The sequence below is a fragment of the Gemmatimonadota bacterium genome (genome assembly GCA_041390125.1).
GTDB lineage: Bacteria > Gemmatimonadota > Gemmatimonadetes > Longimicrobiales > Gaopeijiaceae > JAGQIF01.
Genome location: JAWKQN010000003.1, coordinates 199,678 through 214,939, shown reverse-complemented (window position 1 = coordinate 214,939; position 15,262 = coordinate 199,678). Strand labels below are relative to the sequence as shown.

The 15,262-nt window shown below is 73.2% G+C and carries 13 protein-coding genes; 1 reads left to right on the top strand and 12 read right to left on the bottom strand.

From position 1 onward, the window contains the following. Position 1: 1 nt before the first annotated feature. The 9 genes from R3E98_02425 to R3E98_02385 form a co-directional block, all read right to left on the bottom strand. A complete protein-coding gene (locus R3E98_02425; GenBank protein ID MEZ4422242.1) occupies positions 2 to 934 on the bottom strand; it encodes a type VI secretion system baseplate subunit TssG in 933 nt (310 codons plus the stop codon). Further along, on the bottom strand, positions 931 to 2,649 hold the full coding sequence (locus R3E98_02420; protein ID MEZ4422241.1) for a hypothetical protein: 1,719 nt from the start codon (positions 2,647 to 2,649) through the stop codon (positions 931 to 933). Before R3E98_02420 ends, R3E98_02425 begins: the two co-directional genes overlap by 4 nt. A gap of 3 nt (positions 2,650 to 2,652) precedes the next feature. After that, on the bottom strand, positions 2,653 to 4,515 hold the full coding sequence (locus tag R3E98_02415; protein MEZ4422240.1) for a phage baseplate assembly protein V: 1,863 nt from the start codon (positions 4,513 to 4,515) through the stop codon (positions 2,653 to 2,655). 17 nt (positions 4,516 to 4,532) lie between these two features. Next, positions 4,533 to 4,898 carry a hypothetical protein gene (locus R3E98_02410; GenBank protein MEZ4422239.1) on the bottom strand — a complete coding sequence of 122 codons (366 nt, stop codon included), beginning with the start codon at positions 4,896 to 4,898 and terminating at the stop codon, positions 4,533 to 4,535. Between the two features lie 2 nt (positions 4,899 to 4,900). Continuing rightward, on the bottom strand, positions 4,901 to 5,380 hold the full coding sequence (locus R3E98_02405) for a hypothetical protein (protein ID MEZ4422238.1): 480 nt from the start codon (positions 5,378 to 5,380) through the stop codon (positions 4,901 to 4,903). 265 nt (positions 5,381 to 5,645) lie between these two features. Then, positions 5,646 to 6,995, bottom strand: coding sequence for a hypothetical protein (locus tag R3E98_02400; GenBank protein ID MEZ4422237.1), 1,350 nt, complete (start codon positions 6,993 to 6,995; stop codon positions 5,646 to 5,648). Continuing rightward, entirely contained in the window at positions 6,992 to 7,504 is a 513-nt protein-coding gene (locus R3E98_02395) for a hypothetical protein (GenBank protein ID MEZ4422236.1), read from the bottom strand. The genes R3E98_02400 and R3E98_02395 overlap by 4 nt, the downstream gene beginning before the upstream one ends. Positions 7,505 to 7,535: 31 nt before the next feature. Next, the gene (locus tag R3E98_02390) at positions 7,536 to 8,792 is read right to left on the bottom strand and encodes a vWA domain-containing protein (GenBank protein ID MEZ4422235.1); all 1,257 of its coding nucleotides are present in this window, start codon (positions 8,790 to 8,792) and stop codon (positions 7,536 to 7,538) included. Further along, entirely contained in the window at positions 8,789 to 9,931 is a 1,143-nt protein-coding gene (locus tag R3E98_02385) for a hypothetical protein (protein MEZ4422234.1), read from the bottom strand. Before R3E98_02385 ends, R3E98_02390 begins: the two co-directional genes overlap by 4 nt. A 198-nt stretch (positions 9,932 to 10,129) precedes the next feature. On the opposite strand from R3E98_02385, the gene R3E98_02380 reads away from it, so the two are divergent. Further along, complete coding sequence (locus R3E98_02380; protein MEZ4422233.1) at positions 10,130 to 12,082, top strand: Ig-like domain-containing protein; 1,953 nt, start codon at positions 10,130 to 10,132, stop codon at positions 12,080 to 12,082. A 90-nt stretch (positions 12,083 to 12,172) separates the two neighbouring features. Here the strand turns inward: R3E98_02380 and R3E98_02375 are convergent, their stop codons facing one another. From R3E98_02375 to R3E98_02365, 3 genes are all read right to left on the bottom strand, one after another. After that, a complete protein-coding gene (locus tag R3E98_02375; protein ID MEZ4422232.1) occupies positions 12,173 to 12,619 on the bottom strand; it encodes an Hsp20/alpha crystallin family protein in 447 nt (148 codons plus the stop codon). A 212-nt stretch (positions 12,620 to 12,831) separates the two neighbouring features. Next, positions 12,832 to 13,761, bottom strand: a complete 930-nt coding sequence (locus R3E98_02370) for a BadF/BadG/BcrA/BcrD ATPase family protein (GenBank protein ID MEZ4422231.1) — start codon at positions 13,759 to 13,761, stop codon at positions 12,832 to 12,834. Between the two features lie 2 nt (positions 13,762 to 13,763). Then, the gene (locus tag R3E98_02365; protein MEZ4422230.1) at positions 13,764 to 15,218 is read right to left on the bottom strand and encodes a sodium:solute symporter; all 1,455 of its coding nucleotides are present in this window, start codon (positions 15,216 to 15,218) and stop codon (positions 13,764 to 13,766) included. Between the last annotated feature and the right edge of the window lie 44 nt (positions 15,219 to 15,262).

Sequence of the window (15,262 nt, the reverse complement as noted above, 5' to 3'; positions counted from 1 at the left end):
GCTACGCCCCTTCGAGGTGGGTGTTGATGCCGAGCAGGATCGGCGTGCGGACGGGAACGGCGTCGGCGACCTCACCGACGCCGAGCCGGCAGCCATCGCCGGGTGCGGCCACGGTCCACGATTCCTCCACGGCGGTCGCGAGACCGGCCGGGAGCACCAGGCGCAGGAGCGCGGCCCGCTCGGCCGCCAGCGCCTCTGCCGTGTGGGTCAACCAGGTCTCGAGACCGACCGGCCCGATCTCCAGCCGGACGGACAGCCCGGCCGCGGTGGACGAGCCGGCCACGGCGTCGATGCCCAGGCGCGTCCAGGTGCTGCCCAGGCGGGTGCGCCGCTCGTCCGGGAGGGGCCGCGCCACGGACTCGAGCACCACGGCCCGCACGGGCAGGCCGAAGACCAGGCCCAGCGCGAGGCGGGGCCCCTCCTCCAGGCCCGCGACCCGGTGCAGGACGGGCAACAACCGGACGAGCGCCGGGAGCCGCTCGTCCGCGAAGACGGAGGCGTCCAGGTGGAAGAGGTCCTCGATCCAGCGCAGGGCGGAGGCGCGCACGCCGGGCTGCAGCTCCAGGTGCCCTCCGGCGCGGCGGACGTGATGCGCCACCTTCTGCAACGGGCTGTCGAACAGCGCGAAGAGCCGGTCCGCGCGGAACTCGTCCGGATGCTCGTCCCGCATGGGGTACGGCAGGCTTTCCAGCCCGCCGAATCCTGCGACCACGAGACGGACGCGCGTCTCCGGGCGCAGCGGCGTGCCCGGCTCCGGGCTCTGCGCGAGCACCTGCCCGGGAGGCCAGCCACCGCCGGCCGTCTCCACCGCGACGCGCTCCGCGCCGACGCCCAGTCGCACCAGGGTCGGGAGCGCCGAGTCGAGCGTGTGCGTACAGCCTCGGGTAGGCGTGCACAGATCGGGCATGCGCTCGCTCACGGAGGCCGCGCTCACGTGTGCACCTCCACCCGCACGCCGTGGCCGAGCACCATGCGCTGGCGCAGGTGGTCCTCCAGCCGTTCCCGCAGCACGAGCGACTCGGCCTCGACGTCCGCGAAGCTCTCCGCTGGCACCCGCACGCGCACGCGCTCGACCTGGCGCACGCCTTCGGGCGTGCGCTCGACGCGGGAGTCCACCTCCACGTCCGTGATGCGCGGCTCGAAGGCGCGCGCGGCGATCTCGAAGTCGGGCGCGGTCACCAGCCGGCCGCGCGAGCGGAGCTGCTCCGCGAAGCGCAGCCGCGCATCCGCGTAGGCCGGTGGAGCGGCGCCCCCCCGCGTGGTGGTGAGGTTCGCGACGCGCGCGGTGATGTTCTCGATCGAGCCCGCCACCTGGCGCAGATCCCCCGGCGCGAGGCCATTGGCGTCCTCGGCGTCGCAGTACAGGAGCCGCACCATGGCGTAGCGGTCGGGACGACCGCCGCCACTGCGGCCGGGACGCAGCTCCAGGGTGCCGCCGCGCAGACGCCAGCGTCCATGCTCGAGCGGGGCATCCACGTTCGCGTCCGGCACATAGGGCGCGCCGTGCTCGCCGCGCACGCCGACCACGCCCATCAGGTGACGGTGCACCTTTCCTTCCGGGCGCAGGCCCACGACGGTTCCGGTGCGCTCGAACACGATGCGCTCGTTGAACACCTCGACGTTGGAGGCGCTCACGCAGTTGATGGCCGCGCGGTGCAGCGCCGGGGCCACCTCTCCCACCGCGTGGGGGAGCGGGACGTGGATCCAGACGTGGGGGACGTCCAGCGCCTGCGCATGCTCCGGCGGCAGCAGGCGCGGCACGGCGTCGGAGAGCGCCTCGGGGATGCGGCAGCGGAAGCGGCGGGTGCGTGGCACCGGGGGCAGCACCTGGACCAGCCCGCCGTAGAAGCCGCCGGGCAACGCCAGCGCGCCCCGCAGGTGGGCCGCCTCGTCGTCGTCCACCCCCGTCTCGGCCCCGTTCCGATCCACCCAGTCCAGGAGGCGCACACCGGCGCGACCGGGCCGGCTGCGCAGCGTTCCCGCCTCCACCACGGTTCCGTCGGAGGAGAGGATCTGCCACGGTGCGCGCCGGAGTGCCTCCGCCAGCGGGCCGTCCGCCGGCGACACGTCCAGGAAGACCCCGAGCCCGCCGACGTGGCTCTCGTCCGCGGCAACGGCCAGGAACAGGCCCGGCGACGCCTGGGCCAGCTCCACCGGCACGCTGCCGGGAGGGACGGGCGGGCCGCCGTTCGCGATGCGGGCACCGGGCACGGTGTGCAGGTGACCGCGCTCGTAGACCGCGGCGAAGACGAGCTCGGAAGGCTGCAGCTCCACCGTCTCGTCGGGGAGGAAGCCCATCGGCTCGCCCTTGCGGTTGTAGCCACGCAGCTCGGTGTCGAGCGCCAGCCGCTCCCGCCGCTCCACACCGGTGAACTGCACCACCGTCTGGGCCGGCGCCGCGAGCCGGGGCTCGAGGCCCAGGCCGGTCGTGAGGTCGTCCAGCACCGTGATGGGGAAGACCTGCTCGGCCTCGTCGTAGACGTGGGCGACCTGCACGGCCAGGGCGTGGAACAGCGTGGCCAGGACCGGATCGGGCTTGGCCTGTGCGCCCGTGCGCTGGTAGAGCGCCGCTTCGAACTCGCGGCGCAGCTCACGCGCGACCTCGGCGGCGCTGCGGCCCGCCGTCGCCAGGATGCCCGTGCCGTCCATGGCCTACTCCGCCAGGCGGGGCGTCGCTGGATCGGCGCTGCTCCGCCCGAGCTGCACGACCGGCACCGGCTGCGGCTCCCAGTCGAGCGGTCGCTCGGGCGCCGCCTCCGCGGTGACGCTCGGAGCGCTGTAGCCGGACGGGTTCATCTTCACACGTGAGCCGGTGAGGTTGGCCTCGCCGCTCGCATTGAGGTGCAACACGCCGCTGGCCCCCAGCACCGTATCCGCGGCCGACGCCATCTTGAGCCCGGCCTCGGCCTCGGCGTTCAACGTCCCCGACACCTTCAGGTGCAGGTCGCCCTCGACCTCCTGATGGGCGGTCTCGCTCACCTGCTGGACGAGTCGGGCGCACACCATCCGGATCTCTCCGGCCGCCTCCAGCGCGAGATCGCCTTCGGAATGCACGGTCACGGTGGGGACCCCGTCGGCGTCGTTGGCCAGGCGCAGCAGGCACAGCCCGCCCGCCGTCCAGATCTCGATCCGCTCCTCGTCCGCCGTGTCGACCAGCCGGATCGTGTTTCCGCTGCGGGTCGCGATCGTCTTCACGTCGTTGGCCGCATCCACCTGGGGCACGGCGTCCTTGCCGTTCCAGAGCGAGCCGATGACCACCGGGCGCTCGGGATCCGCCTGCTCGAACGCGACCAGCACCTCGTCCCCGATCTCCGGGATCCAGTGCACGCCGCGGCCGTTCCCCGCGTGCAGGGACGCGACCCGCACCCAGCCGGTGTGCTGGGGCTCGTCCTGCCAGCCGTAGCGCACGCGGATGCGGCCCTGGCCGGCGGGATCGTCGTTGGCCACCACCACGGCCGTGACCACCCCCGCGGCCGGGCGCCGGTCCGGCTTGTGGAAGCCGGTGAAGCGGGCCCAGGGCGTGGCCACGAAGGTGTTGGTGTATTGCTGACCGTCGAAGCGATGGATCACCTCCACGAGCCCGAAGACGCCTTCGGTCGGGAGCCGGAACGCCCGGGACCCGCGCAGATGCACCCGCGCCCCGGCGCACAGCCGGATCTGGGTGGACTGCCCGCGGACGCGCACGGCGGTTCCCTGCGCCCGCTCGCTCTCCTGTTCGAGGCGGGTGCGGTAGTCGGCCAGCGTCGGCGTGCGGCTCGCCGTCTCCACGACCAGCGGATCGCCGCCTCCCGCGACGCGAGCCGCCAGGTCGCGGGTCAGCCGGGTCAGCGCCTCTCCCCCACCCAACCACTCGGGCGGCCGGCGCACGCCGTGGAAGCGGTGGTCCTTCTTCTCGTCCGCCTGGTAGAACGCGCCCTTGGTGCCCGGGTTCACCGGTCGCACCTCGGCGTGCACCTCCAGCAGGTCGCGCCCCCACACCAGCTCGATCTCTTCTTCGGCGAAGCCGGCGCACACCTCCAGGCCACCCCGGCCGTTGCGCACGTGGAAGCCGTGATCGTCCGCCAGGCGCACGAGGAAGTCGAATTCGGACTCCCCGAGCTGGACGTAGTTGAGCGGGCTGCCGTCCGGCGGCTCGCCCACCAGGGTGGCGCCCAGCTCCGCCACGATCTCCGCGAAGGTGCGGTTGTTGAAGTAGCGCAGCCCCCGATGCTCGGAGAGCCGGTGCGAGCGCGAAGCCCCTTCGACCACGAAGCGCGACCCGTAGTTGAGCAGGTGCGACTGGGACGCGCGGGTCACGTCGCCTTCGAAGACCACCACCCCACCGTCGTCGTCCTCGAGGGAGACGGTGAGCGTCTGCCCCAGCACGTGCTCCAGGGTGAGGTCCGTCCCGCGATCCCGGATGAACTCCAGGCTGCAGCGGGTATGGTCGCCGAGCGTCTGGACCACCTCGAGTCGCTCGAGCTCGGTCTTGAGGAGACGCTGCTCGCCGATCTCCACCGTCAGGATGACGCGCATGCCGTTGCCTCCGTCGGTCAGTGGACCACGCTCTCGACGCGGCCGTGGCGGAAGTCGCCGTCGTCCAGGCGGAGCGTGACATCGAAGTGGCGGGTCTCCGCGAACCGTCCGCGGGTCTCGAGACGCACGCTGTCGACGCGCGCCCACCCGATCTTGAGCTCCTCGAGGGCGCGGTTGAGCGCGTCCGCGAGGCGGGGATGGTCTTCGAGGGCCGGGTTGGCCTCGCCGAAGGTCTCGTGGAGGCCGAACCAGGGCGCGTGGGTCCACACCCGGGCCGAGGTGGCCGCCATCACGCGCACCAGGCCGAGCAGGGCGTCCACGCGGTCGGTCCGGGCCAGCCGTCCGTCCGGACCGACGCGCAGCGGGAAGGCCAGGCAGTCCATGGCTACTTCGTGAACTTGTGCTTCTGGACGTTGGCCTCGTCGAGCACGACGGCCAGCTCCAGGTAGAGCAGGTTGTTGTAGCCGGCCACGGCGTTCATGGTCGCACCGCGCCCACCCATCTCGGCCCGGGCCTCGTTGCCGCCCTCCAGGCTCGGATTCGAGAACTCGAACACCGAGATCCATCCCTGGAACTCGACGTTGGCGAGCACCTTGTCCGCATCCTCCGAGTAGTACGTGATGGAGACCTTGTGCAGGGGATCCTTGCTCTCGGTCGCCATCTTCCAGAGCTCCATGGTGGAGTTCTGCGAGATGCGGGACGTGTCGTGCGCGTCGGCCCAGATGAAGGCGCGCGCCTGCAGGGAGTCGCCGATCCGCCGTCCCACCTGGTTGGCGGCGCGCGACAGTGAATAGCGGGCCTCGATGGGGAAGAACTCGACGTTGTCGATGCGGACCATCACCCGCTTGTAGGTGACCGTGGCCATTCCTGTCTCCGTTGGTGGCGTTGCACCGACCCACCCGGGGCTCGGCTACCTTGAGAAGCGACAAGCGGGCGCGGCGACCCTCATGGGCGTCAAGGCGCACGGCACGGGGCTCCCCCCCCTCCGGCCTGGCCCGGCGGCCCAGGCCGGGCCCGACCGTCGCGGAGCCCGCCTCCTGCCTGGAACGACCGGACGCCCCGGGGCCGGAGCGGCCACGGGGCGTCTGGGATCGATCCGACGGAGGCGTCCGCAGGGACGCCCGCGGACGCTACTCCTTGCGCTCGGGCGCCATGTCGAAGTCGGGCGTGTCGATGGTGAGCTGGAAGGTCTCGGCGGGCCCCACCGGGAGCACCTCGAGGTTCATGTCCAGCACGCCCATCGCGAACTTCTCCTCGTCCATGTCGATGTCCAGGTCGAAGGAGAAGATCGTGCCCTTCTTCTTCTCGCTCTCCAGGAACTCCTCGATGGGGTTCCGGACGTGGTCGATGACCAGGTCGCGCGTGAGCCGCTGCTCGGCCACCCGCCGCAGCAGCACGCCGATCCGGCGCTCGAGGTAGCGCAGCACGCGGTAGGACGTGAAGAACTTGAGGATCCCGTTCGGATCTTCCGCCTGGGAGCGGCTGCCCACGAAGCACAGCTCGTTGTCCTCGTTGCGGATGATGGACACCACCTGCCGCTCCATGGACAGGTGCTCCATCTGCGAGATGCGCGGCTCGATGCGGGCCCGGTCGACCCCGCGGATCTTGCCGAAGATCATCCCCACCGGTCCCTGGGCGATACCGCCACCCGCGGTCCGGTCCGTGCGCACCAGCGCACCCGCGAAGATCATGGACCCGGGGGCGTAGAGGTCGGAGTCCTGGTGCCCTTCCTCCGGCTCCTCGAACCAGTGCCGGTCACGCAGCTTCACGTAGCTGGAGAGCACCACGTCCGCGGCGGCCTGATCCTCGGGCCGCTTCAGGAACTCGTAGGCGCCGCCGTCCGTGCGGAACTGGTCGCTCAGTTGCCGGAAGTTCTGTTCGTCCCGTAGATCGCCGAGCAGGAGCATGCCCCACGTGTTGGCGATCTCCTCCAGGCGCTTCCGCACCGGGTCTACCACATAGCCGGGAATGACCAGATTGCAGATGAACTGCCGGAAGTTGAACGTGTCGTTCCGACTCTGCACGAACTCGTCCAGCGCCACGATGGTCGAGCTGTACGCGGGCTCGGTGACGGCCGCGGCGTCCGCGTTGAAGATGAAGAAGTCCACCGGCGGCCGCTTCATGTTGTCGCGGACCTCGGCGTTCTCGAAGAACAGGTGGATCAGCCGGTAGCTCTGCTCGATCGGGCGGATCTGCTTGTAGAGCTCCGAGAGCACCTCGTCACGGATCGACTCGGCCTGGCCGATGGCGTCGTCCATCTTCTTGAGCGCCTGCTCCCACGAATCCGCCGTGGACAGCATGGAGGCGAAGTCGCTCACCCGGTCCAGGAACTGGGCCGCGCTGGTGGGCGTGAAGATCTCCGCCAGCTCCGTGCTCGGGGGCGCCGGATGGATGACGTTGAAGATCTCCTCGATGGCCTTGCTGGCCGATCGGTTCCCGATGATGTCCTGCGCCGTGCGCACCATCTGTGCGTCGCTCATCGATCCCCCTCGGGCTCGGTCCCGTCGGTCGGCGGCATGGTGTCCACCCCGCCGGCGATGCGGCGGAGCTGGTTCTGGAGCTCGGTGAGGGCCTCGAGGATCTCGACGCGCTGCTCGGCGTTGTCCCAGGCGCGCTTGACCGCCACCATCGCGAAGCGCTCGCGCATACGGTGGAGCAGGTCGATCCGGCTCTGCAGGTCCGCGAGGTCGTTGCGGCGGCCCGGCTCCCGCGAACGGATCTGCCGGGGATCGAAGTCCCGCAGGCTCTTGAACTGCAGGTCCGCCACGAACTCGGCGGAATCGGGTCCGACCGTCGTCTGGAAGTTCAGCCCGGGACGGAACTTCTCGAACGCCTCCTCCAGGCTGCTCACCTTGGTGGGCATCTCGTCCTCGGGCGCCTCCCGCCCGACCCGGTCGAGCGTCATGGGCAGCACGGTCAGCGTGGTGTCGGTCGGCACCTCGCGCGGAGCCGGCCGAACGCCCGCTCGGGTCACCTTGACGATCGGCATGTCTACCTCTCCACAGGGTTGGGATGGTGGCTCAACGGCGACGGGCCCGCGATGCGGTCTCCTCGCGCGGATCGCGCGGGGCGGCCTCCTCGACGTCCAGCAGGACATCGGGCGGCGTCTCCTGCCTCCGCCCGAAGAAGCGAAATGCGCGGCGTTCCACCCTCATCGGCTGCGGACCGGCCGCGAAGCGGGCGTCCAGCGGGAAGGCCAGCAACACCAGCAGGCCCGCCCAGAACGCGAGGAGGACGGCGCGGCGCGCCGCCACCGGGGAGACGCTTCCGCGGTCCACGGACGGCCGCCCCGCGATGGGCGGCGGGACGAACCGGGGCGGTTGCCAGCGCGCCTCGACGACCGTGCGGACCTCCCCGCCCGCATCCACCGTGAGGGTGAAGGGGCGGGCCCCACGGGCCATGCGGTCGTAGGCCCAGGCCGGCACCACCACGGTGGCGCGTCGCCCCCGCGCCCACGCCGCGGCCATGTCGGTCAGCGCACCCGTCAGCGCCACGGGATCGGTGGTCGACAGGACCGTGGACCGACCCGGCGTGGTGAGCGCGGCGAGTTCGTCCGGGTCGACACCCGCCCCGGCGCCCAGGACCCAGGCCTCCACGCCGCCCGCCCGCAACTCCGTGCGCGCCGCGGCGCGACCCTCGCCTCCGCGCAGCAGGCCCGGATCGTCGCCGGCGCCACCGACGTCGTTGCGCCCGTCGGTCACCACCAGCAGCACGCTCGCGCGCGCCGCGGTGCCACGCTCCCGTTGCAGGCGCCGGGCTCCCGCGGCGACGGCGGAGTAGAGACCGGTGTTGCCGTCCGGGGCCGGCAGCCCGTCCAGGCGCGCCACCGCGGCCTGCGGCGGCCCGAAGGCCGCGGCATCGATCCGCTCTTCCACGCGGCGGCTCGCGAACGGCGCCACGGCGACACGGGCGTCTGCGGGAAGCTGCTCGATGAGGACCCGCAGCGCCGACCGCACGAACTGGAGGCCGCCCCCGGCCATGCTGCCGCTCGCGTCCACCAGGACCAGCAGGTCGAGCGGGGGCGACGCGGTGGGATCGACGGCGAGCGCGGACACCGGCAGCTCCGCGTCCCCGATCCGGGCCCTCCAGCGGGCCGGGTCCGCGGCCGCGGCGGGGTCGAGGTCGTCCGGCACCGTGAGCGGCACGACCAGGCAGCCGCTGCCCGGCCCCTCCGGACAGGCGACCAGGCGGCTCACGGGCCCGATGTCCTGCGCGGACAGGGGGGCAACGACGCCCAGGAGCAGCGTGACCAGACGCCCCGCGACGGCCGCCCTCACAGGGGCCTCCGCTTGCGCAGCCGGTAGCGCAGCGGGCCCGCGTCCAGCGCATCGCCGCTCACGACCGGCACGGCGCCCTGCGCGGGCGTGCCGGCCACGACCAGCGCCGGGGCCCCCGGTTCCGGTTGGAACTGGAGCCGCCCGGACCGCAGCCCGATCTCACCCGCCGCCCTTCCGTCGGGACCCGGCACGGGGACCGCGTCCACGCCGTCCGTGGCCCATTCGCGCAGCCGCCAGGGTCCGGGGCGGATGCCGTGGTCGCTCTCGAGGGTCAGGACCGCGGGGGCCGCCTGCAGCGCCAGGGCGTCCGTGCCCACGCCCACCAGGGCCCCCAACGTGGCCAGGGCCGCCGCCTGGGCCAGGTCCAGCGGGACGGGCATCCAGACCAGGAGGGCCGCCAGCCCCCCGCCCACCGCGCCCGCCACCAGGGCCGGCCCCACCGCGGACGGCCGCGCGCGCAGCGCGCGGAGCCCCAGGCCGAGCCCCACCCCACCGCCCAGCAGGACCCACCCGGTCACCCCGTCCGGGATGCCCAGCCAGGCCAGGGACACCCGTTCGCCCGCCCAGGCGCCCAGGAGCGCCCCGAGCGCGCCCAGCACCCCGGCCCCGGCCAGCGCGGCCAGGGTGGCGCCGGCGCTGCGGCCCGCGCGGCGCGCCCCACCCAGGCCCAGGGCACCGCCGATCCACGTGCCGAGCAGCAGCGCGCCCCACCGGTCCAGCAGGACGGGGCCCAGCGTCGGAGGGGCCAGCTCCGGGAGCCAGGCCAGCGCATACCAGGCCAACGCCCCGCCGAGGGCGCCCTCCAGCGGCGCGCGCACGGCGCCGCGGGCCAGGAACGGCCGGATCGGGCCCTCCGGTCTGCGGAACTGCACCCGAGGCGCCCTGCGCTCCATCTGGAGGCGCAGCGGGCGGTCGGGCGTGACCCCCAGATCGGTCGGGGAGCGGCTGCCGTCCAGGCGCCGCCCCTCCCACAGGACCACGAGCTCGTCGGCCGGACCGCCGTCCAGCACCACGCCCCGCTGGGCGAGCTCGCCCAGCACGAGCGTGATCTGCTCCTCCAGCGGCCGCGACGCGTCGAGCGTGAAGCTGGCGCGTCCCGGTCCGTTCCCGGACGTGTATTCGACGATGTATGCGGGCATGGTCGCTCCTCGCCGGAAGAAGCGAGAAGCGCGGGAGCCGACCCTCACGCCCGCCGCCGGTCTCCCTGGGGGACCCCGGTGGCCCCCGACCCCTCCCGACCTCCGTGAGGGTGGCCGACCCCCTCCGTCGCTATGCGGAGTGGTGGCCGCCCCCCACGGCGCGCCTTGGTTTCCCGAAAGGCCGGAGGTCCGAGTCCCATGTTCCGCAGATCGTCCCTTCCCCGAACCCTCGCGCTGCTCCTGGCCGCCCGGGCGCTGGGCGCCTGCGACACGGCCAGCGGCACCGGTCCGGGCGACACGGAAGAGCCGCCGCCGTCCGTCGACACCACGCCACCCACGGTCACCGGCGTCTTCCCCGCGAACGGCGGGACCGGTGTCACGGGCGACGCCCAGGTCACCGTCACCTTCTCGGAGCCGGTCGTGAACGTGACCGGCGCCACGTTCTTCATCGACGGCGTCGCGGCCGACCTGACGGCGCAGGCAACGCAGGCGACGCTGACGCCGAGCGCGGCCCTACCGGGTGGGCAGACCTACACCGTCCGGGTCACCACGGGGGTCACGGACATCGCAGGCAATGCGCTGTCGGCGGCTTTCTCCTCCACCTTCACCACGGCGGCGGCTCCCCTGGCCGTGGCCGGGGCCGACCAGGACGTGGAGTTCGGCAGCACCGTCGTGCTCGACGGCTCGGGCAGCAGCGATCCGGACGGAGACGCCCTCACGTACGCCTGGACCCAGATCGCCGGTCCGGCGGTCACCGTCCCCACCGGCGCGCAGGGCACGGTGCAGGTGCCGGCCGAGCCGGCCACGCTGGTCTTCGAGCTCGTCGTCTCCGACGGGTCGTTCGACAGCGCGCCCGACCGGGTGACCATCCAGGTGGTGGAGGATCCGACCGCTACCTGGTGGGTGAGCGCGTCCAACGGCAGTGACGGCGCGGCCGGCACGCGTGCGGCGCCGTTCGCCACCATCCAGCACGCCATCGACGTGGCGGCCGCGCAGTCGGGCGACGTCTACGTGGCCGACGGCACGTACACGGAGAGCCTGGTCCTGAAGACCGGCGTGAGCGTGTACGGCGGCTACGATGCGACCTCGTGGCAGCGCGCGGCGGAGCGCCTGGAGAGCCGCGTGCGCGGCGGTACCACCGCCATCGTCGGCACCGGCGTCCAGGACGTCCGCGTCCACGGGCTCGATGTCGCGGCGGCGAACGCCACGCAGACGGGTCAGAGCTCGGTGGCGATCTTCCTGCGCTCGAGCACGGGCATCGTGCTCGCGGGCAACCGCTTCGCGGCCGGATCGGGTGGGGCCGGGAGCAACGGGTCCACCGGCGCCTCCGGAGGCGGCGGCGCCAATGGCTCGGGCGGCACGACCGCCTTCTTCGCCTTCGCGTGCAGCCAGTCGGGCGGAGCGGGCGGCAGCTCGCCCATCGGGCGGGCCGGCGGTCGGGGCGGCTCCTCCGGCGGCGTCGGGGGCGGCGGGACCGGCCAGTCCGGCCAGGGTCCCGCGGGTGGCGGCGGACCGGGTGGGGGCTTCGGCGGCGCCGGCACCGGCGGCTCGGCCGGCGGGACCGGCGCGGCGGGCGCCTCCGGCGCCGGCGGGGCGGGAGTGGGCTCGGTGTCGTCGTCGGGGTACCTGCCCGCCGACGGAGGCTCGGGCAGCTCCGGCGTGCACGGCGGCGGCGGCGGGGGTGGCGGCGGCGGAGGCGGAGGCGTCGCGTGTGGGGCCTCGGGCGGCGGCGGCGGTGCCGGCGGCCGGGCCGGCTCCGGCGGGACCGGCGGCACGGGCGGCGGAGCCTCGCTGGCGGTGCTGCTGGCACAGGGCAGCCAGGCCACCCTGACCGGGAACCAGCTGATCACCGCCGCGGGCGGCGCCGGAGGCGAAGGCGGCGCGGGCGGCACGGGCGGATCCGGCGGATCGGGCGCCAACGGCGGCGGCGGCAACGCCAACGGCGGGGCCGGCGGTCGCGGCGGCAACGGAGGTCGCGGAGGCGACGGCGGCGCCGGGGGTGGCGGCGGCGGGGGCCCCTCGATCGCCGTTCTGGAGGACGCCTCCAGCTCGAGCGCCCGCACGGGGAACGACGTCACGCCCGGTGCCGGTGGCGTGGGCGGCAGCGGCGCGGACATCGGCATGGTCGCGCCCTGGCACAAGGTGGGCTGAGCGCGCACCCCGCTCGTCCTCCGACGCGCAGAAGGCCGGTGCCCCCCGGGGGGCACCGGCCTTCGTCCGTTCCGACCCTCGGCCCGGCGATCAGGCGCGCGTGGAGACCTCGATCTTGCGGCTCTTGGCCTCCGGCACCTTGGGCAGGTGCACCGTCAGGACGCCCTGGTCGAACTCGGCCCGCACGGAGTCGCTCTTGACCGTGCGCGGCAGGGTGAACGAGCGCTGGAAGGATCCGTAGCGGCGCTCCCAGATGTGATAGCGCTCGCCGTCCTTCTGCTCCTCGCTGCGCTTCTCCCCGCGGATCGTCAGCACTCCGTTCTCGAACTCGATGTCGATGTCCTTCTCCGTCAGACCCGGCAGGTCTGCCGTCAGCGTCAGCTCCTCCGCCGACTCCCGCACGTCGACCGCGGGCATCCAGTCGGAGACGGACGTCCCCTCCGGGGCCAGCGGCCGGTCGGTGAAGAAGCGGTTGAAGAGCTGATCGAAGTCCTGCCAGGGATTCGGCCGCCGGGCCGTGTAGCGCGTGATGGCCATCTGCTTCTCCGTAGAGGTCTGGGCCGCGCCCCGTCCGCATGCCAGGAGCGCGGCAGGTCGGCATTGTCGGCCGGAAGGAAAAGCAGGCGCCGTGCCAACGAAAACCACTGGAAAACCAGCCGAAACGGCACGCGAGACGGTCGCGGCGGCGGACGCGTCTGCCGCTTGGACAGACGGGGGACCGGCGGGGGGCGCGAGGCCCCCCTCGCCGGTCAGACGGTGGCTTCGATCAGGTCCATGGCGAAGCGGGCGGCGCCCCGATCCGGTCGCACCTCCCGCGCCAGGATCTCGAGCCCCAGCTCGGCGATGACGCGCTCCATGCGCGAGCGCAGCGGGCGCCCCGGCATGACCAGGCCGCCCACGAGGGCCACCGTGCGGATCCGGCTCTGCGGCCCCAGGCGCTCCAGGATCGCCTTCAGGTGGAGACGCAGCTCGGAGACCGCCTGCTCGACGATCTGCTTGGCCACCGGGTCCCCGTCGTCCGCGATGGCCACGACGCGGGGCGCCAGGGCGGCCACGTCCCGCTTGGTGGCGTGTGCCACCCAGTCGACCAGCGCTGCGGGCGTCTCCAGGTCCAGGTCGGCCAGGAGACCGGTCAGCGCGGTCGGCTCGCTGCGGCCGTCCTGCGCCCGCAGGATGGCCTTGAGACCCGCCAGGGCGATGGCGTAGCCCGAGCCTTCGTCTCCAAGCCGTGCGCCCCACCCCCCCACCGACATGCGCTCCCCGCCGGGGGAGAGTGCGTGCACGATGGTCCCGGTCCCGGCGATGAGCACGATGCCGGGCTGATGGTCGAAGGCATCGTGGATGGCCGCGTCGACATCGGTCCCCACGCCCACGCGCCGCACCATGTCGCGCGAGATCTCCTCCAGCTCGGAGCGGATGCGGGTCCGGGTCACCTCCCGCCCGGCGCCCGCCAGAGCGGCCCACAGGGCCGCGGCCGGACGCGGCACCCGGTGCTCGTTCAGCACCCGGCGCACGATCGTGTCCACCAGCAGGGCGGCCTTGCCCGGGGCTTCCGGGTCCACGAGGGTGGCCGAACCCTCCCCCCGACCGATCTCCCGGCCCTCGCGGTCCATGATCAGCACCCGCGTGCGGGTGCCGCCTCCATCGATCCCGATCACCACCTCGTTCGGCATAACCATCCCTACGGCTGCGCTCCCCGCGTTCGGGCAAGAATACGACCTGTCGTGAACGTCACGGCGGATCCGATGGGCACGAACCAGGGCCAGGCCACCTGGGCGGTCCACACCACCCAGATCGCCGTGACGACCCCGATTCCGGCCGACATGGCCAGGGCCACCTGGGCGGACGAGGCGCGAACGCCCCGTACACCCAACAGGAATGCGCCGAGTAGCCCCCCATACACCAGAGAGGCGACCGCAAGTGCCACCTCGACGGCCGAGGTGCCTCGGCTGAGGGGGATGAAGAGCACCGCGCCCCCCACCAGGAGGGCGGACCAGATCAGCGTGAAGGCCCGTCCGGCGCGGAGCAGGAGCCCGTCGTCGGTGATGCCCCGCAGGGGGGCCCAGAAGTCGTAGGCGGACGCCGAGGCCAGCGAGTTGATCGACGAGGACAGCGACGACATCGCGGCCGCGAAGACGCCGGCCATGAGCAGGCCGGTCAGCCCGGGCGGCAGCCCCTCGACGATGAAGCGGGCGAAGATCTCGTCCGGGCGGTCGAAGACGCGGGGCCCGGTCGGCGTGCGGTAGTACACCCACAGGCCGAGGCCCACGACCAGGAACAGCGCGAACTGCACGAGGACGGCGATGCCGCTGCCCACCAGCGCCTTCTGGCTCGCGCGCAGGTCCCGGCAGGTCAGCAGCCGCTGCACGATCAGCTGGTCCGTGCCATGCGACGCCATGGTCAGGAACCCGCCGCCGATCACGCCGGCCCAGAAGGTGTACGGCGTCGACAGCGTGAACGAGAAGTCGAGGACCTGCAGCTTGCCCGCAGCCGCGGCGTCGGCCAGCACCGTGCCCCACCCGCCCTCGACCGCGCTCCCGATGGCAACCAGCGCCACCACGCCGCCCAGCAGGTACAACCCCATCTGGAGCGCGTCCACCCACACGACGGCCCGGATCCCGCCCAGATAGGTGTAGACCACGGTGAGCAGGGCGATGGCGGCGATGGAGACGGGATAGGGCCAGCCGGTGATGATGGCCAGCGGGATGGCGGTGGCGAACAGACGCACCGAGTCCGCCAACAGGCGGGTCACCATGAAGACGGCCGACGTGAAGCGGCGCGCGCCCGTCCCGAAGCGGGTCTCCAGCATCCCGTAGGCGGTCGTGATGTCGCCGCTGGCGTAGCCCGGGAGGAAGACGAGGCTCACCGCGACCCGGCCCAGGAAGTAGCCGAACGTCAGCTGCAGGAACGTCAGCGTGCCCAGATAGGAGACGCCCGGGATCGACAGGAAGGTGAGCGTGCTCGTCTCGGTGGCCACCACCGACAGCATGACCGCGAACCAGGGCAGCTCGCGGCGGCCCAGGAAGTAGTCGCTCCCTCCCTTCTGACCGCGTCCCAGCCAGGCACCCCAGACGGTGACGCCGATGAGGTACGCGGCCAGCACCCCCACGTCGAGGGTGGTGAAGGCTTCGCTCACTGCGCGCCCCGGAGCCAAGGGGCGGACGCGCGACGGGGGCGCCG